22 protein-coding genes are annotated in these 19,674 nt (G+C 56.9%); 11 read left to right on the top strand and 11 right to left on the bottom strand.

Annotation, left to right across the window (positions count from 1 at the left end; translation table 11 throughout):
- Window positions 1–39 precede the first annotated feature (39 nt).
- Window positions 40–723 carry a type 1 glutamine amidotransferase domain-containing protein gene (locus ACTZWX_RS05385; protein WP_444713057.1) on the bottom strand — a complete coding sequence of 228 codons (684 nt, stop codon included), beginning with the start codon at window positions 721–723 and terminating at the stop codon, window positions 40–42.
- Between the two features lie 174 nt (window positions 724–897).
- Between ACTZWX_RS05385 and ACTZWX_RS05380 the strand changes: the two genes are divergently transcribed.
- The 3 genes from ACTZWX_RS05380 (at window position 898) to ACTZWX_RS05370 (ending at window position 3,808) form a co-directional block, all read left to right on the top strand.
- On the top strand, window positions 898–1,665 hold the full coding sequence (locus ACTZWX_RS05380) for a substrate-binding periplasmic protein (RefSeq protein ID WP_444713056.1): 768 nt from the start codon (window positions 898–900) through the stop codon (window positions 1,663–1,665).
- Window positions 1,666–1,721: 56 nt separating this feature from the next.
- Window positions 1,722–3,044, top strand: a complete 1,323-nt coding sequence (locus ACTZWX_RS05375; RefSeq protein WP_444713055.1) for a ribonuclease J — start codon at window positions 1,722–1,724, stop codon at window positions 3,042–3,044.
- A gap of 71 nt (window positions 3,045–3,115) precedes the next feature.
- On the top strand, window positions 3,116–3,808 hold the full coding sequence (locus ACTZWX_RS05370; protein ID WP_444713054.1) for a cytochrome b/b6 domain-containing protein: 693 nt from the start codon (window positions 3,116–3,118) through the stop codon (window positions 3,806–3,808).
- Window positions 3,809–3,822: 14 nt separating this feature from the next.
- Here the strand turns inward: ACTZWX_RS05370 and ACTZWX_RS05365 are convergent, their stop codons facing one another.
- On the bottom strand, window positions 3,823–4,287 hold the full coding sequence (locus ACTZWX_RS05365; protein WP_444713053.1) for a c-type cytochrome: 465 nt from the start codon (window positions 4,285–4,287) through the stop codon (window positions 3,823–3,825).
- A gap of 137 nt (window positions 4,288–4,424) precedes the next feature.
- Here ACTZWX_RS05365 and ACTZWX_RS05360 point away from each other — a divergent pair, with 137 nt between their 5' ends.
- A complete protein-coding gene (locus ACTZWX_RS05360) occupies window positions 4,425–4,847 on the top strand; it encodes a hotdog fold thioesterase (protein WP_444713052.1) in 423 nt (140 codons plus the stop codon).
- A 44-nt stretch (window positions 4,848–4,891) separates the two neighbouring features.
- Here ACTZWX_RS05360 and ACTZWX_RS05355 read toward each other — a convergent pair whose 3' ends face one another.
- Window positions 4,892–6,244 carry an HD-GYP domain-containing protein gene (locus ACTZWX_RS05355; protein ID WP_444713051.1) on the bottom strand — a complete coding sequence of 451 codons (1,353 nt, stop codon included), beginning with the start codon at window positions 6,242–6,244 and terminating at the stop codon, window positions 4,892–4,894.
- A gap of 215 nt (window positions 6,245–6,459) precedes the next feature.
- Here ACTZWX_RS05355 and ACTZWX_RS05350 point away from each other — a divergent pair, with 215 nt between their 5' ends.
- Window positions 6,460–6,894: an EAL domain-containing protein gene (locus ACTZWX_RS05350; protein ID WP_444713050.1), complete on the top strand. Its 435-nt coding sequence runs from the start codon at window positions 6,460–6,462 to the stop codon at window positions 6,892–6,894.
- On the opposite strand, the gene ACTZWX_RS05345 is transcribed toward ACTZWX_RS05350, so the two are convergent.
- The 5 genes from ACTZWX_RS05345 to ACTZWX_RS05325 form a co-directional block, all read right to left on the bottom strand.
- Complete coding sequence (locus ACTZWX_RS05345) at window positions 6,861–7,625, bottom strand: metal ABC transporter permease (protein ID WP_444713049.1); 765 nt, start codon at window positions 7,623–7,625, stop codon at window positions 6,861–6,863. The genes ACTZWX_RS05350 and ACTZWX_RS05345 overlap by 34 nt on opposite strands.
- Window positions 7,615–8,541 (bottom strand): metal ABC transporter substrate-binding protein, encoded by a 927-nt coding sequence (locus ACTZWX_RS05340; protein ID WP_444713048.1) that lies wholly within the window; start codon window positions 8,539–8,541, stop codon window positions 7,615–7,617. The genes ACTZWX_RS05345 and ACTZWX_RS05340 overlap by 11 nt, the downstream gene beginning before the upstream one ends.
- On the bottom strand, window positions 8,531–9,652 hold the full coding sequence (locus tag ACTZWX_RS05335) for a hypothetical protein (protein ID WP_444713047.1): 1,122 nt from the start codon (window positions 9,650–9,652) through the stop codon (window positions 8,531–8,533). The genes ACTZWX_RS05340 and ACTZWX_RS05335 overlap by 11 nt, the downstream gene beginning before the upstream one ends.
- A gap of 84 nt (window positions 9,653–9,736) precedes the next feature.
- Window positions 9,737–11,035, bottom strand: coding sequence for a hypothetical protein (locus tag ACTZWX_RS05330; protein WP_444713046.1), 1,299 nt, complete (start codon window positions 11,033–11,035; stop codon window positions 9,737–9,739).
- A gap of 45 nt (window positions 11,036–11,080) precedes the next feature.
- Window positions 11,081–11,719, bottom strand: coding sequence for a DUF1826 domain-containing protein (locus ACTZWX_RS05325; protein ID WP_444713045.1), 639 nt, complete (start codon window positions 11,717–11,719; stop codon window positions 11,081–11,083).
- A 235-nt stretch (window positions 11,720–11,954) separates the two neighbouring features.
- On the opposite strand from ACTZWX_RS05325, the gene ACTZWX_RS05320 reads away from it, so the two are divergent.
- Window positions 11,955–12,791 carry a substrate-binding periplasmic protein gene (locus ACTZWX_RS05320; protein ID WP_444713044.1) on the top strand — a complete coding sequence of 279 codons (837 nt, stop codon included), beginning with the start codon at window positions 11,955–11,957 and terminating at the stop codon, window positions 12,789–12,791.
- Here the strand turns inward: ACTZWX_RS05320 and ACTZWX_RS05315 are convergent.
- Entirely contained in the window at window positions 12,786–13,745 is a 960-nt protein-coding gene (locus tag ACTZWX_RS05315; protein WP_444713043.1) for a diguanylate cyclase, read from the bottom strand. The two genes, ACTZWX_RS05320 and ACTZWX_RS05315, sit on opposite strands and share 6 nt — an antisense overlap.
- A gap of 165 nt (window positions 13,746–13,910) precedes the next feature.
- On the opposite strand from ACTZWX_RS05315, the gene ACTZWX_RS05310 reads away from it, so the two are divergent.
- The 4 genes from ACTZWX_RS05310 to ACTZWX_RS05295 all read left to right on the top strand — a co-directional run bounded on the left by ACTZWX_RS05310 (window position 13,911) and on the right by ACTZWX_RS05295 (window position 16,363).
- Window positions 13,911–14,585: a Frag1/DRAM/Sfk1 family protein gene (locus ACTZWX_RS05310; RefSeq protein ID WP_138436969.1), complete on the top strand. Its 675-nt coding sequence runs from the start codon at window positions 13,911–13,913 to the stop codon at window positions 14,583–14,585.
- 70 nt (window positions 14,586–14,655) lie between these two features.
- Window positions 14,656–15,123 carry a YchJ family protein gene (locus ACTZWX_RS05305; RefSeq protein WP_444713042.1) on the top strand — a complete coding sequence of 156 codons (468 nt, stop codon included), beginning with the start codon at window positions 14,656–14,658 and terminating at the stop codon, window positions 15,121–15,123.
- A gap of 113 nt (window positions 15,124–15,236) precedes the next feature.
- Window positions 15,237–16,133 carry an EamA family transporter RarD gene (rarD, locus tag ACTZWX_RS05300; protein WP_444713041.1) on the top strand — a complete coding sequence of 299 codons (897 nt, stop codon included), beginning with the start codon at window positions 15,237–15,239 and terminating at the stop codon, window positions 16,131–16,133.
- Window positions 16,130–16,363: a DUF3565 domain-containing protein gene (locus tag ACTZWX_RS05295; protein ID WP_444713040.1), complete on the top strand. Its 234-nt coding sequence runs from the start codon at window positions 16,130–16,132 to the stop codon at window positions 16,361–16,363. Before rarD ends, ACTZWX_RS05295 begins: the two co-directional genes overlap by 4 nt.
- Here the strand turns inward: ACTZWX_RS05295 and ACTZWX_RS05290 are convergent.
- Entirely contained in the window at window positions 16,342–17,223 is an 882-nt protein-coding gene (locus tag ACTZWX_RS05290; RefSeq protein WP_444713039.1) for a LysR family transcriptional regulator, read from the bottom strand. The two genes, ACTZWX_RS05295 and ACTZWX_RS05290, sit on opposite strands and share 22 nt — an antisense overlap.
- A gap of 93 nt (window positions 17,224–17,316) precedes the next feature.
- Between ACTZWX_RS05290 and ACTZWX_RS05285 the strand changes: the two genes are divergently transcribed.
- Window positions 17,317–18,090, top strand: a complete 774-nt coding sequence (locus ACTZWX_RS05285) for a cation diffusion facilitator family transporter (RefSeq protein WP_444713038.1) — start codon at window positions 17,317–17,319, stop codon at window positions 18,088–18,090.
- A gap of 16 nt (window positions 18,091–18,106) precedes the next feature.
- Here the strand turns inward: ACTZWX_RS05285 and ACTZWX_RS05280 are convergent, their stop codons facing one another.
- On the bottom strand, window positions 18,107–19,456 hold the full coding sequence (locus ACTZWX_RS05280) for a CHAD domain-containing protein (protein WP_444713037.1): 1,350 nt from the start codon (window positions 19,454–19,456) through the stop codon (window positions 18,107–18,109).
- Between the last annotated feature and the right edge of the window lie 218 nt (window positions 19,457–19,674).

Below are 19,674 nucleotides of genomic sequence, written 5' to 3'. Positions count from 1 at the left end.
CGGCCTCCCCTTTGTTTTTGCGGTCATGGACTCAGCCTGTTAGCTGGCCTGTAACGCCTGTACCACGGCCTTGGCGGTGCCCTCGGAAGAGGCCGGGTTTTGCCCGGTGATCAGCTTTCCATCCACCACGATGTGCGGTGCCCAGTCGTCGCCCCGACTATAGCGGGCGTTGTTCTGCTTGAGCATGTCTTCGAGCAGGAAGGGCACGATATTGGTGAGCTGAACGGCGTCTTCTTCGGTATTACTGAAGCCGGTTACCTCCCGGCCGCCCACAATGTTCTGGTCCGATTTGATGAACACATTCTTGAACACGGCAGGCGCGTGACAGACAGCGCCGATTACCTTGTCCTGCTCATAGGCGGTCTTGATCAGGGTAATGGATTCTTTGTCTTCCGCCAGATCCCATAGCGGGCCATGGCCGCCGGGGTAGAAAATGGCATCAAACTGGTTCATGTCCACGTCTGCCAGTTTTTTCGTGCTGGCGAGCATTTCACGGGCATGGGTGTCCTCCATGAACCGACGAGTGGAATCGGTGAGCGCGTCTTCCGCTTCACTGTTCGGATCCACCGGTGGCTGGCCGCCTTTCGGGGAGGCAAGGGTAAGGTCGGCACCGGCATCCTTGAAGACGTAGAACGGCGAGGTGAATTCCTCCAGCCAGAAACCGGTCTTGTGGCCGGTATCGCCCATTTGATCATGGGAAGTGAGTACCATCAGTATCTTCATAGTGGTCGATCCTCGTGTCGGGATTCAGAAAGGAATTTGATGTGCCTTATCACAAGACCTTGTGGCGGGGTGGCGTTATTTCAACAGGCATTACGGTTGTGGGTAGGTTATGGATGCCATAGGCAACTATACTGTCAGCGTTTGATACTTCATCGATCAGGGATTGAGGCCGAAATGGACGTGAGAAACGTACAGCTGTGGCTGGCATCTTTGCTACTGGTGCTCTCCTTGCCAGTGCTTGCGCAGCAGGGTACAGAAACCGTCGAACCACTGACGATCACCGTCGGAGTTAACCATTCTCCACCCTACCGGATATTGGAAGTGGGCCATAAAGGTGGCCTGTATCTGGAAATTTTTGAGGAAATTGCCGATCGGCTCGGCTGGCACGTGCAGTACCGGGAGGCGCCGTTCCGGCGCGTTCTGCTGATGCTGCAAAAAGGGGAAGTGGATGTGATGCTGGGGCCGCTGAGGACAGATGGCCGCGAGGACTACATGACCTTCGTCGCTCCGGCTTTCCCGCCAGAGCGCCGCCTGTTCTTCTATCTGGATAATCAGCATCAAATTTCGCGCTACAGCGACCTGTACGGTAAAACCCTGGGTGTGCTGGATGGTGCTACTTACTTTTCCCGGTTCGACCGTGACCCGAACCTGATGAAAGAGTCTGCACCCCATTACGAGAACCTGATGCTGATGATGCAAAAAGGTCGGGTGGATGTGGTCGTCGCGCCGGAGCTTGTGGGCCTTTACACCGTCAGCATATTGAAACTTCCCGCACAGGTTTCACCGTTTTTTGTGCCCGGGGAACGATCCTGGATTGCGGTATCAAACAAATCGCCGGCGCTGAAGTACGCAGATGACATTCGCGCGGCCCTGAAGCTGATCGAGCGTGAGGGAATCAAGGAGAATCTTGTGTTGAAGTACCTGGAACAGCCCGCTCAATGACCCCAGACCACAACGATTTATGGTTTTTGCCTCTCGGTGGCACGGGTGAAATTGGTATGAACCTCAACCTCTACGGCCATGATGGCCAATGGTTGATGGTGGACTGCGGAGTGACCTTCCCCAAACCGGGGCGCGTTGCTGCAGACGGCACGGTCCACCACCGGGGAGAACCGCCGGTACAGATGGCAGACCCGGCGTTTATCGCCGACCGGCGTGACAAGCTGGCGGGGTTGATCATTACCCATGCCCACGAAGATCACATTGGCGCCGTGCCCTACCTCTGGCCATTACTGCAGTGCCCTGTCTACACCAGCCGGTTTACCGCCGAGATCCTGCGCAGAAAACTGGCGGAGTTTGACCTGTTGCACCGGGTGCCGATCATCGAAGTGGACACCGGTGAGCGCCGGCAGATTGGCCCGTTCAGTGTGCAGTGGCTGGCACTGACCCATTCGATTCCCGACCCCAATGCCCTGATGATCCGCACGCCGATCGGCAATATCTTCCACAGCGGTGACTGGAAACTGGATGACAACCCGCTGGTGGGACACGGCTATACAACCTCAACGTTTACCGACCTGGCGGAAGAAGGTGTGGCTGCCATGGTCTGCGATTCCACCAACGCTACGGTGCCGGGCCACTCGGTTTCCGAGGCGGCGCTGCACGAAGGCTTGCGGGACCTGATTGCGGTGGCCGAGGGCCGGGTGATTGTCACCTGCTTCGGCAGCAACATTGCCCGCCTGCACACGTTGGCCACCATTGCCCGGGAAACCGGTCGCTACATGGGGTTGTTGGGCCGTTCGCTGGTGAACATGAGTGGTGCGGCCAAGGCCACGGGCCTGTGGCCCGGATCAGACAAACTGATCAGCCCTTCGCACCTGGGTTATCTGCCGCGCCATGAAGTGCTGGGCGTGGCCACCGGCAGTCAGGGTGAACCGCGAACCGCGCTGCGGCGCCTGGCCCAGGGCAGTCATCCGGATTTTGAGCTGGAAGCAGGCGACACGGTGATTTTCAGTGCCCGGGCCATACCGGGTAATGAAGACGCCATTGAGGCGCTGATCAACCAGCTGCGCAAGCTGGGGGTAATCGTGATCACCGCGGAAGACGCCGGGGCGCCCATTCATGCTTCTGGTCATCCGGCGCAGGATGAACTCAAGGCGATGTATCGTTGGGTTCAGCCCCGCATCGCCATCCCGGTTCACGGTGAAGCAGAACACATGGAGGTGCATGCAGATCTTGCCAAGGGCGCGGGCGTGCCCAGAGCCATGGTGGGCCGAAATGGCGACCTGTTCATGGTGCGGCCAGTGCCGGGTATTCGGCGTCAGGTTGTCGAAACAGGGCGGCTGGGGTGGCAGAAGCGGGAGTTGGTCAGGGTCTACTGAAGACGGCAAGGAACTTAGTAAGCTCATGATGGTCTATGTCGCCAATCCGTGAGTGATGCAAAGGAATGACTATGACCACAATTCGATTATGGGATTTGCCTGTAAGACTGTTTCATTGGCTGCTGGTGCTGGCGGTGGTTGGTGCCATTGTCACTACCAAGCTGGGCGGCAGCTGGATGGCATGGCACGAGCGATTCGGCCTGCTGGTTGTTGGCTTGCTGGCTTTCCGCATTATCTGGGGTTTCCTGGGCTCCAGTTATGCGAGATTTGCCCGGTTTGTGCGTGGCCCAAGAGCCATTATCGCTTACCTTAAGGGCCAGTGGCAGGGTGTGGGCCACAACCCGCTCGGCGCCCTGTCGGTGCTGGCGCTGATTGGCCTGTTTGGCTTTCAGGCGGTATCCGGGTTGTTTGCCAATGACGAAATCGCCTTCTATGGGCCGCTTTACCCGCTGGTGTCTTCGGATTTGAGTGGCACTCTCAGCGGCTGGCACCGGCAAACTGAATGGTATCTGTATGGTCTGATAGCCCTGCATGTGGCAGCGGTGATGTTCTACACCCACGTTAAGAAAGATAACCTGGTGAACCCGATGATCACCGGTAGGAAAGTCGTCAGGGAAGGGCAGGCGGAAGACGCCAGGGGTGGCGGCGCGATTGCGTTTGCGGTGTCTCTTGTATTGGCGTTGGTGGTGGTCTGGGCCGCCAGCGGTGAGCTTGTTTCGCCACCGCCGGCGCCCAAACCTGCACCCCAGGATTTGGGCTGGTAGGTTCGCTGCGCGAATCAGTCAGCGCGGAAGTTGTCGTGGCAGGCCTTGCAGGTTTGCCCGACAGCGCTGAACTGCTTCGCCAGGGCCGCACGGTCTCCGGTTGCGGCCACTTCCTGTAATTTGTTGGCCTCACGAACAAAGTTGGTCCCCACTTCCCGGACTTTCTCCATTTGCTGGAAAAACTCCGGCTTCAGGCGGGTATTCTCTGCCTTGTCCATGGCTGAGTCTGGGCTGTACAGGGCGCCCATGCCAGAGTTTGCAACCGCGGCAATGGCATTGGCTGCCGCTTTCATCTGGTCCGCATTGAATTCCACATCGCCATCGACGGCCTGGGCCTTGATCTTGCCCATGTTCCAGGACATGAACTGGTAACCGGCTTTGCGTGCTTTGATCTGGTCTTCAACGCTTAGCTGGGCTACCGCTGGCACGGCAAACGAAGCGGCGAGTATGGCGGCGGTAATCACACCGGATTTTTTCATCTCAGGTCCCTCTCTTTTGGTCGGATTGGTTAGGTTACCAAAATGCTCTATAAAGGCGTGGTTATGAGCATCCTACCTGTATAGACTCAGTGCTGACAGTTATAACAGACTAAAGTTCAATCTGGAGAATTCCAAATATGGCGATCTGGACGGTAACCCCGAACTTGGAATACATGGCTGAGGCAAGCAAAAACACCGCCGTCAGTCACATGGGTATTGAATACCTCGAAGTTGGTGACGACTACGTGAGAGGCCGCATGCCAGTGGACCAGCGCACGGTTCAGCCGTTTGGCATCCTGCACGGCGGCTCCTCAGTGTTGCTGGCGGAAACTCTGGGCAGCATGGCGGCCAATTGCTGTCTGAAAGACAAGAACACTGTGGCGGTGGGGCTCGATATCAACGCCAACCACATTCGCCCGGTGACCGGCGGCTGGGTATACGGCACAGCCCGCGCCCAGCACATCGGCAGCACCACCCAGGTTTGGGAAATCCGCCTGGAGAACGAGCAAGGCAAGCTGACCTGTATCTCCAGGCTGACAATGGCAGTGACCCGACGCTAGGTATTAAAAGGGTGTCGCTAAGGGAAATTGTCCACACCGTTGGGTTACTCGGATATTCTGTCGACTGTCTGATAACCCAACTGAAGTCCGTTATCGATAAATCTCTGAAGTTGAATGCCATAGCTGCCGTCCGGGATTTCCTTGGCAATCTCCAATAATTGAGCGTGCTCTCCTTTCGGGTTGCCTGCGAGATCGGCCAGTCGATATTTCGGAGGTCGTTGCTTGTCGGCATTCCGGACAATCATGATCTTAGGCTTGCGCCGATTTTTGGGGTTCGAAGCAATTACAATGGCGACTTCTCCGGTTTTCAGCTCCACCAGAGAACCCGGAGGGTAGATGCCGATCATTAATACAAACTCTCGAGCAAGCTCGGGGTCGAACTGTGTGCCTTTAAAGCGGTGTATGATTTCCAGAGCTTCCATTGATGACCGGCCTTTGTCGTAGGCGCGATTGCTTGTTATCGCATCATAGGTGTCCACAATGGCAACTATTTTTGCAAAATAGGGAATCTGATAATCTATGAGCCCCCTCGGATAGCCTTTGCCATCGAGGCGTTCATGGTGATTGTAGGCAACATCAATGGTAGCATGTACGACCTTGGGCAATGCCATTAGCATGTCTCGCCCCCAATCTGCATGATTCTGCATGATCGAGTATTCTGCCGGTGTCAGGGTTCCGGGTTTTTGCAGGATATCTGTGGGTACCTTTGCTTTGCCGATGTCATGTAGCAAACCGCAAAGACCAAGTGTCCGGATCTCCTCTTCGAGGAGACCAAGGCGTTTGCCGAAGGCTGCAGATAGTATTGAAACATTCAGACAGTGCTCCGCCGTGTACTCGTCCTTGTGTTTGAGTTTTGTTAGCAGCATCAGGGCATCGTCATTCCTTAGAATGCTATCCACGCATTGGTCAACGGTTTCTCTGGCTTTGTTGATGTCCAGAGCACGACCGACCCTCAAGCCATTCATTATGTCCTTGGCAACAGTTTTTGCCTGGTCGTAATGAACGGTCGCTTTGCTGATTTCGTAACGGACATCAATTTTGTTGATGTACGTAACTTTGATAGCGCGACCGCCTGGAGGGGCCACATCAGGCTTTGGCCGGGATTTTTGGGGTTTTTTGGCTGTTTTTTTCGGATCAGAAAAAATCGAACGGGTTTTGGTCACTGCTTTGGCGGGAAAATTCCTCTGATGATCTTCTGGGTCAGGTCTGCGGATCTTGCCCTCGATGATGACCCTCTGGCACTGTCTTTGAAGTGCGTCAATGTCGTCTTGCCTCTGAATGATGAAGCCCTGGAGCAGAAAATCCGTCTCTTCCCACGGCCGGTCTAGCCTGATTACATGCATGCCAACCCGCAAATCAGAGACCGGTATTTCACGCTCCACCGTTTCATAGTGCATCTTTTCACCCTCCTGAGGCATTCCTTTAATTTAGCAGAACGGTGTTTGGTAAAGTTGGGTAAATTGAAAAAACATGTAAAAGTGAACTTGTGATTCGCTGATGCCATTCGAGTAGTTTTAATCGGCGTCGCGGTTAGAGCACGTCCTGTTCGGTGATCTTGAAGTAAGTTGGCACTGCTTTTATCACAGCGGTCACCAAGCGACCGTGACAACAGTTGGCCAAAAACCTCAAGCTTGAAATAACCGAGTCGGTTTTTGCTCTCTTCCAGGCCCATGTGTCGGCTATGATTCGTGAAATCCGAAATATGGGGGTGACGGTCTCGCTGGATGCTTTTGGAACCGGATACTCTTCGCTCTCCTACCTCAAGAATTTACCTCTTGATGAACTTAAAATTAACCAGAGCTTTGTTCATGATCTGCTAGACGATCCAAGCGATGCGGCCATTGCGGAAACGATTCTTGCGCTGGCGTCCTCGCTTGGCATGCGGGCACTGGCAGAGGGCGTTGAAACCGCAGGGCAGTTGCGGCGCCTGAAGGCCATGGGGTGCCAATTCTTTCAGGGGTTTTTGTTTGCCAGTCCTATGCCCGCAACGGAGTTGGACGCTTATGTCGCCCATCAACTCGGTACTGGGCGACGGCCTCTGCTGTAGACCCGCAATGTTGCAAGAGAGCTGGTGAGAATCACCGCTACGACAACACTCGGGCCGGTTGGAAGGTCCATCCATGCGGATGCCGCTGTGCCGAGTGCATGCCCCGTAAAACAGGCAACAACAGCGACAGCGATGGAATAGCCTCTCAAATGACAGATCAGCAGAGGCGCCGCAATCAACGACGTAAACACAACATAAATGCCAGCAAGCTCCACGGTTAGCGTGATAGCCACTGCAAACAAAGGCAGGAACAAACGTTTTATCCACGGCTCAGGCAGCCGAAACTGCCACCACACTACACTGATGGCGAGTACGACAAGTGGCAACAGGCTCCCCGTCGTGGCCCATAGAAGATCTCCGTCCAGTGTGGCGGTCAAACGATGGGCGCCATGTGGGTCACGACTGACAATAAGTGTGGCTAAGCTTGCACCGACGGCGTATAGCAGGCCAATCATTGCCTCGCGATGCCTCTCCATGAGACGGAGCACCAGACTAACGGCGGAAACGGCAATGAGCGCCAGAAGCAAGCTGCCTGATAGCCTGATGGTGTGATTAGCACCCGGCATGATATTGCCAGCAAGGAGAATGCCAAGTGCTGCCCATTGGGCGATGGCCAGATCGGCAAAGACCATGCCTCTGGCCAGAACACGGTGCCCTAGCGGTACCAACGCTACTGAGATCAGCGCGCTGGCTGTGACAGCCGGCCAGAGCCAGCTCCACTCAGTCCACATGTTCAACCCTATGGTGTGCCAGCAGCGCCTCAATGATCAAACCAATGACTTCCTGAAGGGTCTGCTGGCCGGGCTCTCCCGTCACAGTGCCCGGCAACACGACTTTCGGAATCCCTGACTGGTTGGACAACCAAGTTGCCGGGCGATCATCCTGGTAGGAGGCTACCAAAATAACAGATGCGTCAGATATGCTGGGTGTCGCCAACACATCTCTCAGGTGACGGCTGCTGGGCGGTAGACCGGGTTTGGGCTCAAGGTCGGCTGCCACATTAACGTTCAACCACCGCAGCAGGTAATCAAATGTAGAGTGCTGTGTGACAACCTCGGTGCCCTCCAGCCTCTGGGCCGCTACTCGCCATTGTTGCCTTTCCTGGTTCCAGTCACCACGCCAGCGTATGTAGCGCCGCTGGATGGCTGTGGCCTGGTTGGGGGCAAGGGATGCTAGACGTTTGGCAAGAGCGTCGACAACCCGGGGAATGGCGTCCGGAGACAGATGCAGGTGTGGGTCGCCCTCTGGATGGACGTCCCCCATGCTGCGGTCAACATGGTCATGGCTCTGATGCAGCGGAGCATGATCGGCTGCAAAGAACAGCCCGTCGCTACCAGGCTGGATCTTGCGGTTGGCCGCCCTGGATATCAGCGACGGAAGCCAGCCAGCTTCCAGCGAGGCGCCCGTGCACACAGCCAGGTCGGCCTTGCTCATGGCGGCAATCAGGCTGGGCCTGGCCTCGATGTAGTGCGGATCTTGCCAGGCCGTGGTGGCGGTGGTGATGTTCGCATCAGGTAACAGAGCTGACACCAGGCTGGCCCACTCCGGTTCGCAGGCAAAGACATTCAGGTTGGCGCTGGTCGGCATGCTGGCAAACGCCAGCAGCCAGCCAAACGCCCACGCCAGGCGGTTGGGCTTAGAAATCATGGGCACCATGAGCTCCGAAAGTCATCACGTATTGCAGGGTGACGGTGTTGTCGGCGTCCTCGAAACCATGTGCGCTCTGGTGCGTGTACTGCAGACGCAGAGTCGAGAAGTGGGACCGGGACCAGGCCAGCATCACATCGGTTTCTTTCAGTTGCTGATCGTGGAAGTGGTCACCATGGGCTTCCTTGAGATCCACCCGGCCATAGCGGGCTCCGACAGACCACTGTGGGGTAAAGCGGTAGACAGCGGAGGTATACCAGCCCTGGTGGTAATCTGAGGAGCGGGCATGTTCGTTCAGTTCGTCCGCGTACAGGTATTCGCCGCTGAGCGTCAGCTGTTGCTGTCGGGTGTTGCCGTTAGGCGACCATTTCCAGACCAGGTCGACGATATAGAGGTTCTCGCCGGTGTAGGCGGCGGCATGGCTGTGGTCATGATCACCGTGGTCATGATCATGGTCATGATCGTGATCGCCGTCATGGTCACCATGAACCTGGCGGTTGTTCAGATAGGACAGCCCGGCCTGCCAGCTTTGTGACACTCCAATGTCGCCACCGAAACGAGTGTTGACGGTGTATACACCAATGTCTTCGTCACCTTCCGTCAGGCGATTGCCGTTGAAAGCTTCCGCCCCGATCTGCCAGAAAAACGGTGTGGGCATCAGCAGGTTGACCCGCAGACCGTCGTCGAAGTAGTGGCTGCCCAGTAGAGCCCGATAGGCTGCGGGGCGCTCGACAAAGTTGTCCTCATGCATGTGGCGACTGTTAAGGTAACCGACCTGGGACAGGAATCGGCCGCCCCGAACACTCAGGTTCCAGGGCATGCCGGTGGTCTGCAGGTAGGCTTCTTCCAGTGCTACTTCGGTTTCGCCGTGATGTTCTTCCAAAACTGCAGTCAGGCGGCCTGTGAACAGGTCATCGATGGGCGCAGACAATGACAGCTCGGTGTGACCAAGCCCAAAACCCTCGTCCCGGTGGGACAGCGCGGTGGCGTTCTGTTTGTAATAACCGTCCAGAACCACGCTGATGTCTGGGTTCATTTCATTGGCCTGGGCCGAAGCAAATGGCATCAGCAAGGTGGAGAACAGGCCGGCTTGAAGGCGGGTAAAACGCATGTTGAATCCTCGTACTGCTTGCATAGGAAATGGAGTCGGCGCCGGCGATGCGTTAAGCAGCCGGCGCGGTGTCATTGGTGTTGGTTAGTGAGCGTGATCGTGGTCGTGATCATCCATCAGGCCAAGCCAGACCAGGCTGGCGGCCTCGAAGTCCAGGGCGATGGTCCGCAGAACCTCCCGCTCATGGGTGTCGATTTCGATGATGGACTGACCGTCCGGTGTCAGTGCAAACAGGCGGTCTTCGCTGGCCGATTCGGTAAACGCAACTTGGTCGTCCTCTGCCAGAGGCGCCATAACGTCCAGGGTGGCAACCAGTAGCCAGCTGTCGGCAGGGTCGAACAAGCGAAGCTTGCCGTCATTACCGAACACGTAGAAGGTTTCGCCATGACCATCAAAACCCTGGGCAACGCGAGTGACGCCTTCGCCCAGAGTCAGCTCCAGGTAGGGCTCGGCATCTTCCCGGTTGATGACGAAAAGCTGGTTTCCGGCAACACCGACCAGGGCGTCGACGTCATGATGAGCAACCAGGGTGCCAATGCGACTACCGTCGATCAGGGATGGTGGGTTATCCAGTTTTTCCGCGGGGAAGGTATCGTCTTCCAGATCGATCACCAGCACACCATCGGAGCAGCCGAAGGCCAGGGCGTGGTGATTGGCTGCCGCGCCATGCAGGCGTGGGCATTGTTCAGCGTAGAGGTGTTCGTGGGTGAAACTGCCACCGTCCAGCTGGTACCGCTCAACTTCCGCCGGCAGGGTCGTATCGGTAATCGATGAATCACGACGGGTGACGAACAGGCGATCCCCTACCATCTTGGCAACGCCATGCATGTTGTTGTCGCGACCGAGAGATGCGACCTCACTGTTACTTTCCAGGGAGTGGTCGGAGAACACTGTCACCTTGGCGTTGGCCGCGCTGGCTGCGCCGTCGTAGAACACCACGCCATACTCTTCGCCGAGGGAATAGTGGGTGGGCCGGTGATCGTTCAGCGTCAGGCTCAGCATAGATGGCGTTTCCGCGTAATCATGCATGTGGTCGCCGTGGTCTTCGGTATAGAGTCCGCTATCCACAAAGGACACCAGGTCATCTCCGCGCTGGATGACTACCCCATACCGTGCGTTGGGTGATCGGTACAGGCGGGGTGCCTCACCGTCCAGAGAGAATTGTTCCAGGATGCTTCCGTCGTCCAGGTCCATCACCTTGATCTGTGAGCCGGTGCTGTCATAAATGGCCAGGCGCCCGGCGGTATCGATCTCTGTGTTGTTGTGGTCATCGCTGGAGCTGCTGCCACCGCATCCAGAAAGTACGAGTGTTGAGGCGGCCACAACGGAGGAAATGATCAGCCTTGCTGTTACCGGCTTTGTGGCGGGGGGTGCTAGTTCCATTGAGTTCTCACTCCTTTGTAGATGTTATAACATTGCACTAAAGGTTCAGGATGAAAGCCAATCGAGGCCAACAATCAGTCTTGGGGTTCCATTTGGCTGCGGTGAACGATGCACCAGTCCCCGGCCCTCATTGCCTTCCCATGCCTCGCCTTTCAAAAGCGCGACTGCGGCTGCGGGGATCGTTTGAATCTGATCAATGGGAGCATTCTGCTCTGGGAGAGGACTTTCTCCCGCGGGACGGGTTACCAGGGGTTCTGGCAGCCACTCGGTTCCGGGCCCGCTGTAGGTGCAGAGCAGTCGCACCGGTACCCGATCCACATGAAACCTGGGGCACATAGTGTCAGCCAGAACATGTATGCGAAGGCCTATCGCTTCGGGTTCGAAAAGGCACTGGTACATCTCTACCAACTCGTCGACATCGGCAATCCAGTGGTTGGAGCCTTCGATATCAAGAGCCCAGCCAGGCAATGCAGCGGCCGCACTTTGCCCGCGTGCGAGGCTGACGAAACGCTCAAGACAGCCCGCGCGGCAACTGAACTCGTTTACGAATGCGGCCCAGTGGTTACTCCGGGGTCTCTGCCAGACAGCCAGATTAACGTTGTCGCGGAGTATTTCCGCAAGGCACTCCGCATTTCGCCCGTGGACACTCAGGGGGTGTTCGAGGTTATGAGGGTGTTGTGTCATTGCTAGAACCTCTTGGTCTGGCGAGAGAAGCCGAATCCGGGCTGACAATGTTATGTTATAACATACGATTTGTGAAGGGCTTATACGAATTGGCGAAACTGGTTTGAGGAAGTTGACCGGGGTTTGAGAGATATCAAGTTTTCAGCCTGCCGGTCGGCAGGATCGGTGATACACTCAATTTAGTTCATTTTATCAACCAGTTTGCAGCGGATGCGTTCTCGCATCAGGAGACTGTGTGTTAATCAGAGTGACGATTGGTGGGGCGATGACAAGGTTCGTGGTTGCCTGCTTGATGATGGTGTCGGTAAGCCATCACGGGGTTGCGGCCGGAGAGTCTGAAAGGTTCGTATGCACCACACTCGTGGCCAGTGGTAATCCTCAGTACCCACCTCTGCTTTGGCGTTCAGACCGGTCGCCCGGGGAGCTGGTTGGCGCTATACCAGCATTTTTGCGGGAGCTGACAGAGCCGCTCGGAGTTAAAGTTGAGGTTCGGGACAAGGGTTCCTGGGCCAGGGTGCAGCATCTTGCAAAGCTGGGTGATCTTGATCTCGTGGCCGGCGCCTTTATGACATCGGAGCGCATTGGTTATATGGATTATGTGTTGCCGCCGATGACTCACTTACCCACCAGCATCTGGGTGCCAAAAGACCGGCCTTTTGAGTATCGCCATTGGCCGGACTTGTTGATGAAGCGGGGCAGCACCCTGATCAACAACAGTTTTGGTCAGCGTTTCGATCAATACGCAAAAGCAAACCTGATGATTGAGGGGGTGCGCACGATAGAGCAGTCATTCCTCATGGCGAGGGCGGGCCGAGTTGACTATGTGTTGTACGAGCAACTTCAGGGGCAGGTGAAACTCCAGAGGCTCGGGCTTGCCGGCGATTTTATTGCACTGGACCCACCGATTTCGAGGGAGGGGCTGTTCTTTGCGTTTCCGAAAGGCTCACCGTGCAATTCAGAATCCTTCAGGGAAGCTTTTATGGAACGGCTCTCGCACCTGACGGTGAACAGAAGATTGCCAGCGCTTATCGAGGAATATACGGCCCGGTACGCTGGCAATCAGGGCTTATAGCGGTGCATCGAGGTTGACCTGACAACGTCCAAGCTCTTTCGAGCGATAGAGTGCCCGATCTGCTCTGTGTAGCAGGTCTTCCAGGCGCTGGTCTTGCCGCCCCAGACTGGTGATCCCGAAACTGGCGCTGATCTGGATTGCGCAGCCCCGATAATCTACTGTGAGGCTGGTCAGCGCACTCAGAAGTCGGTGAGCGGTATCCAGAGCTTCCTGCTCCGTGGTTTCCGGGAGCAGGAGTGCGAATTCTTCGCCGCCCATCCTGGCAAGGATGTCATAGTCGCGGATGTTCTCCCCAAGCGTTGAAGATACCTTGCGAAGCACCTCATCGCCCGCCTCGTGACCATAGGTGTCGTTGACTTGCTTGAAATGGTCGAGGTCCATCATGATCAGTGCCGTCGGGGACTGTTGTCGCAGGGCGCGGCTGAGTAGCTGACTGCCGAACTCAAAGAACGCCCGGCGATTCCTGAGTCTGGTCAGTTCATCCTCGAACGCGGCGGCCCGAGCCCGCTCGTGGGCTTCGTGTAACGCCAGCTCCATGTTCTTTCGTTCAGTTATGTCAGTTGCAATCTCCAGCCTCGCCAGCCGACCATCGGTCCACTGAATAGCCTGGTCCCGGCACTGGTACCAGCGTTGGTCGAGCTGGTTCTGGAACTCCCAGACATGAGGTGCGTTGGCGGTGCCGTCATCGGCGACAAGCAGGTCATTCGTGCAGAAAGAGCAAGGGCCGTCGCTGTCTTGCAGCACCTGCCAGCATTTGCGGCCGTCGATGCTGCCCCAGATGCGGCGGCCGTAGGCATTCATGTAAAGTAATTCGTGGGTCTCAAAGTCAGATACATAAACCAGGGCATCGAGATTGTCGAGCACGGCCTGCAGGCCCTCGGCGGAGGTACTGGTGTTCGGAACCGGTTTTTCCGGTTGGGCGGGTAGGTTGATGGATGGTATCCCGGATCTCATTGGTACTTTTGTCTTCGTTTGATTTTGCGCCAATGTGTTGCCGAGTATGGCGTCTTTGGCCGTCGCCTGCACCCGGAATCTGTCCTATTCTTCGGCTTGTACCTACGATTACCTGATGACTTCGGATGGTGTAAGTCAGAGATAAAATGTTTCAGGAGCAACGGTATGGGGCATCGATCTTTGCCACTTTGGTGGTTGGCGTTTGCAGCGGCACTGATTCCCTTGCTGACAATTCACCTCACCTTTGCCGTATCGGTAATGGAGGGACATGTTTCCTGGTGCGTGCCGTACTGGGACAGCTGCACCAGTATCAGCCGAACCGGTCGCCACGGTACCGCCTATTTCATTTTTAAGGGGACCATGTTGCCGGCAGCACTGCTGGGGATTCTGTTCTGGTGGCTGAATGGTCTCTGGTTGCGCCAGCTTGGTGTTCAGGCTCGGCGCGTTGCCTGGATTCCGTGGCTCGGGTTGATTGCCTGTGCTGCCCTCGCCTTTTATACCCTGGCGCTGGGTCATGCCGGGGACGGTTTTAACCTGACTCGCCGTATTGGCGTTGTTCTGTATTTTTCATTCACCTATCTGTGCCAGTTGCTGGTCAGTGCCTGCCTGATGAATCATCCGAGGTGGTACACCTCCGGCCTGCGCTTGTTGCGCCTTTGCCAACTGACGCTGGCAGTGGGTATTCTTTCGGTGATTCTGACCGCGGTGGTGCCGGACTGGTATAGCCAGAAAGACGATGCCTTTGAGTGGGTGCTGGCGCTGCTGATCAACCTGCACGCGCTATGGCTGGCATTGCTGTGGCGGCGCAGCGGGTTCCGGGCGCGCCTGTGGGCAGATTGACAGCCGCGGGGACAGCCCGGGCTTGTCTTGATAGACTGCTGCCCAAACGAACTTTTCAGAGCCTTCCTTCATGACTGTCACTGCATCATCAGACCCTTGTCCCTGCTGCAGCGACAAGGCCTACTTCGAATGCTGCCAACCCTGGCATTCCGGGCAGCCGGCGCCCACCTCGGAGGCGCTGATGCGCTCACGCTATGCTGCGTTCGTGCTGCGCAATCCGGACTACCTGCTGGCCACCTGGCATCCGGATACCCGGCCCGGGGAGCTGGAGCTGGAACACTCTCCGGACTGGGCATCGTTACAGATTCTGGATGCCAGTGAGCAGGGCGCCCGTGGGCGCGTTCATTTCCGTGCGGTCTACCGGGCTGGAACCGGTTGGGGCTATCTGGAGGAGGTTTCAGACTTTGCACGGGTAGACGGTTACTGGTACTACGTGGCCGGAGAAACGAGCGAGGGTAGCCTCAAGCCCGGCCGCAACGAGCCTTGCCCGTGTGGCAGCGGGAGAAAGTACAAAGCCTGTTGCCTGAAAGGCGGATAACAGGAAATCCTGCAACATTGAGGAGGTCAGTCGTTAGTGCCGGGGTGGGATAATTCATGGGGTTCCCGTCGCCCTTGGTGTGCTAGATTATCTCGTCCAGTGATGAGGAACCTATGCACTCAAAGACCCCGGTCAACCCGGAAACCACCAAAGGCGTTCTCTATGGGCTGGCTGCCTACACCCTGTGGGGCAGTTTTCCCCTGTACTTCGCGTTGTTTGAGGGAATTCCCGCCTGGGAAGTCCTGATTCACAGGGTAATCTGGTCCTGCCTGTTTCTCGCCATCGTGATTTCCCTTCTCACACGCTGGCCGGCGGTAATCGCAGCGTTGAAGCAGCCAAAGAGGCTGGGTTTCGTGCTCGGTTGTGCGGTGTTCATTGCCCTCAACTGGGGGGTCTACATTTATGCGGTGGAAACCCGGCACGTGCTGCAGGCCAGCCTGGGGTACTTCCTTACCCCGCTGGTAAATGTGGCCATGGGGCTGCTGATTCTGGGGGAGCGCATTTCACGCTTGCAGGTGGTTGCCGTGGCTCTTGCGGCGGTGGCAATTCTGTACCAGTTTGTCCTGCTGGGTGAGCTGCCGTGGATTACTCTGGTGCTGGCGTTCAGCTTTGGCACTTATGGGCTGCTTCGAAAGAAAGTCGAGCTGGATGGACTGTCGGGCCTGTTTGTGGAAACTCTGCTGTTGCTTCCGCTGGGGCTGTTGACGCTGGCCTGGCTGTCCTCGGAGGGTTTGTCTCACTTTGGCGGCACCAGTTACAGTACCTTGCTGCTGCTTTCCAGCGGTGCGGTTACCGCCATTCCCCTTCTGGCCTTCGCCGGTGCCGCCCGGCGGCTGAAGCTCTCGACGGTGGGATTCCTGATGTACATCAACCCCACCATCCAGTTCCTGATTGCGCTTTTTGTGTTCCACGAGCCCTTGAGCACCGCAAAACTGGTGAGCTTTGGCATGATCTGGGTGGCGCTAGGGATCTATTCCTGGTCGGCTTGGGGGCAGAGGGGGAGATCGTGAAACAGCGCATCACCGGCTATCACCAAGACGATGAAAATCATTGGGTGGCACAACTGGCCTGCGGGCATAACCAGCATGTGCGTCATGATCCGCCCTGGGTGAACCGGCCATGGGTTATTACCCCGGAAGGGCGGCAGTCCATGCTGGGGTTTGAGCTGGACTGCAAGAAGTGTGATGAGGGGGCGCCGGCAGACGAGCAGCCAGGCCCTCAGGCCATCGTCTCCAGATAGGCTTCCAGTTCGTCGGCCAGCCAGCCCACCACGGCACCGCCCTGGGCCTGTTCCGATTCCAGGGCGCTGAACACCTTCCACCAGCGTGCGCTGCGGTGGTGGATGGTTTTCAGTTGCTCTTTCCGCAGTGCCTCGGCAATTAACGGTAACGGCAGGTCCGCCCAGCCGGCGCCGTCCATCACCGCATCGCGAATCAACTCATACTGAGTGAAGGCCAGGTAGTTGGCGGTTTCCGGTGAGTCTGCCACCAGCACGGAATCCTGCATGTAGGCAATGGTGATTTCGGTGTGGCTGATCAGGTCATCCTGGGTTACCCGTTTGAGCTGGCTAAGCGGATGCTCGGGCGCAGCTACGGTCAGCATGCGCACGTCAGCCAGCTCGCGGAACCATTGGTAGCCTTCATTCATCAGTTCCGGCATCAGGCCGTAGGCGACATCTACTGACTGGTTTCGGACCAGCGAGGGCAGTTCTCGCGGGGGCGCCAGATAGATCGACAGGCTGGTTTGCGGAAATCGCTGTTTCAGGCGGCGCAGAATGTCCCGCCAAATGTCCTCGGGAATGGCATCGTCCCGGGCGATGCGCAAGACCGATTCGGCCCCGCTCAGGTGGTGTTGGCAGCGGGCCTGGATCTGGCCGGCGACCTGATCGAAGCGCCGGCAATCGGTGAGAATGGACTGGCCGATGGAGGTCAGATGCAGCTGGTTACCGCTGCGTTCAAACAACTCAACTCCCAGTTCATCCTCCAGCGAGGCCAGCACGGTGCTCACTGTGGTTCGGCTGCGGTTCAGCTCCCTGGCGGCTGCGGCAACGCTGCCGTTCCGGACCACGGACAGAAAGATTTTTATCTGGGAAGTTTTCATGCTTATCTTATTGCGCCGGATTTTCCGTCGCTCAGCGACTCACGCCTTCGTGGGGATGCCGATAATATGGCCGGCAATTCTCAGGAGGTCAAAATGTTTACTTCTCTGGCGCGGGAAAATATGGCGCTGGCATTATCTGCGGCCGGTGCGGGCTTGTTTGCTGTCGTCGGTATCGGCTGGGGGCTTTGGGTTGATTCCCTGGTCATTCTTTTCGATGGTGCCTACTCACTGATCAGTCTGGCACTGTCCCTGCTTTCTCTCTATGCCGCTCGCCTGGTGCGTCGGCCAGCAACAGAAGACTATCCGTTTGGTTTGGGTGCGGTGGAGCCGCTGGTGATTGCGGTGAAAGGCCTGGTTATTGCCCTGGTGTGTGTGCTTTCACTGGCCTCGGCGGTGGTTTCGTTGCTGCAGGGTGGCCGTGCGGTGGCCGCCGATATGGCCATGGTGTTCGGCGCGGTGAACGTGGTGGGCTGCCTGGCGGTGTGGGTTTACCTGCGCTGGTCCAGCTTTCAGAACGACTCCGGCCTGGTCAGGGCCGAGCAGAGGCAGTGGCTGATGGACAGCGCCCTGAGTGCTGCCGTGATGATCGGTTTTGCCGCCGCCTGGATGCTGGAGAAAAGCCAGTGGTCTGCACTGGCAGTCTATGCAGACCCGGTGATGATGCTGGTGATCTCGGTGTATTTCATGACCGTGCCGGTGAAGATGATTCTGGAGTCAGTGCGGGAGTTGCTGCTGGCGGCACCCTCGGAAGAGGCCATGGACGATATCCAGGAAACCCTGGAAGACCTTGGCTTGAATCCGGGCCAGGTGAGAGTGGCGAAGTTGGGCCCTAACCTGCTCCTGGAAGCTCGTATGGTCAGAATCTGAACCTGGTGTTCTGGCATCAGCCTGCCTTCAGCCCGCCGATGGACAGAATCAGTCTGCGGGTGTCGTCCTTTTCGACGGCCAGGTAGTCCAGCAGGGCCTGAAGCGCGCCGTTTGGATCCTCCGGGTGGTTTGAAGCAAACCGTTTGAGCAGCTCAATCTGGACATGCAGATCCTGGAAACGGCCATAGAGATCCTGGCGCTGTCGTAGGGTCTTAAGGGCGGATTTCCAGCTGTCGATGTCCAGTTCCATGAGGTAGCGGATGCGCTTCAGGAGTTTGCGGAGATTGTGTATGTCCTCATCTGGCGCGTCGTGCAGCAGTTCGGCGGTTTTCCGGTTGAACATGCGCAGCCGGTGTTCAACGCTTTTTTGAACGTCCCTGGTACTGAGTTTGTCGATCAGTTTGCGGAACTGCCTTGACTGCAGCTCATCCTCCCAACTGTGCAGGCTCTGCCGGTAACGTTTGCTTCCAAGCCGTTTCGCCAGTTTTTTCTGTTCCTTGCCCACCCGCGCGCAGACCCATTGCTCCAGTGCCCGCAGGAGCTCTGGCTGGTCACTGCATAGCTGCGGCAGATCCTGGCGGAAGACGTGCAGATCCCGCAGGTTGCTCGTGGCCTGGGCGTGTCGTTTCAGGTGGGAAATGTGGCTCTTCAGTGATTTGTTTCCGGTTACCTCGGCCAGGGATTCGGCCACGGCGCGGCTGCGACGAAGGGCAATGCGATACTGGTGGAGAAACTCATCGTCCAGGCCGAGCATCACCCCCCGATGTAACTGGTTAAGACTCTCGGCCTGCCCCAAAAGCACTGACGGAGTGTCTTTGACCGTCGCTTTGCCGGCGTTCTTGTGCCGTTTCTGGTTCTTGCGTTTGAACGCCCCATAACTGAAGTCCACCGGGGTTAGAAAGGTTTCAAGCCGACCTTCCCGTTTGCCGAGTTTGCGCCAGTGTTTAATTGGTAAACGTATGTGAATAAAACTGGCGGTGGGGAGTTCAAAGGGAGCGTGCGGCACCAGGGTGGCTGCCAGTTCCAAAAGCGCCGGGTTGTGCCCGACAATGGCCAGGGTTTGCGCCTGATCGTCACAGTTCTGCAGCCACTGTAATAGACGCCGGTAATCAAAGGTATAGAGTTCCGGGTTAGTGTAAATCTGCGCTTCACCCATCGAGGGATGCAAAATGCCTTTAAGCGTTTGTTGGGCGCGCAGGGCAGGGCTTGCGTGAATCTCTCCTGCCATGGCCCCGTAACGCAGCAGCGCCTTCCCGAGCGGTGCCAGCTGTTGCTCGCCTCGTGGGTTTAGCGGGCGGTCCTTGTCGCTGAGGTTGTCGTTATCCCAGCTGGACTTGGCATGGCGGATGAGAAAAAGGTGTTTCACGGTGAGCTGTCCCCGGCACGACTGACATGAAACTTTAGTCTGACACAAGCTCAAGTCGTTTACATGACGGCCGATACCCGAACTACCTGAAAGGCTTGATACAAATGGCCTGGCTACCAAGTCGACATGTTTGTACTTGAGTATTGGTATACAGGCGTTAACAAACTGGAACAGCCTTGTACGTGGCACTGTGGATAATCCCGAGGCCAGAGCAGACA

This window comes from Marinobacter sp. NSM, assembly GCF_052380025.1.
Lineage (GTDB): Bacteria > Pseudomonadota > Gammaproteobacteria > Pseudomonadales > Oleiphilaceae > Marinobacter.
The sequence above is the reverse complement of the archived record's forward strand: the minus strand, read 5'-3'. Positions and strand labels throughout refer to the sequence as shown.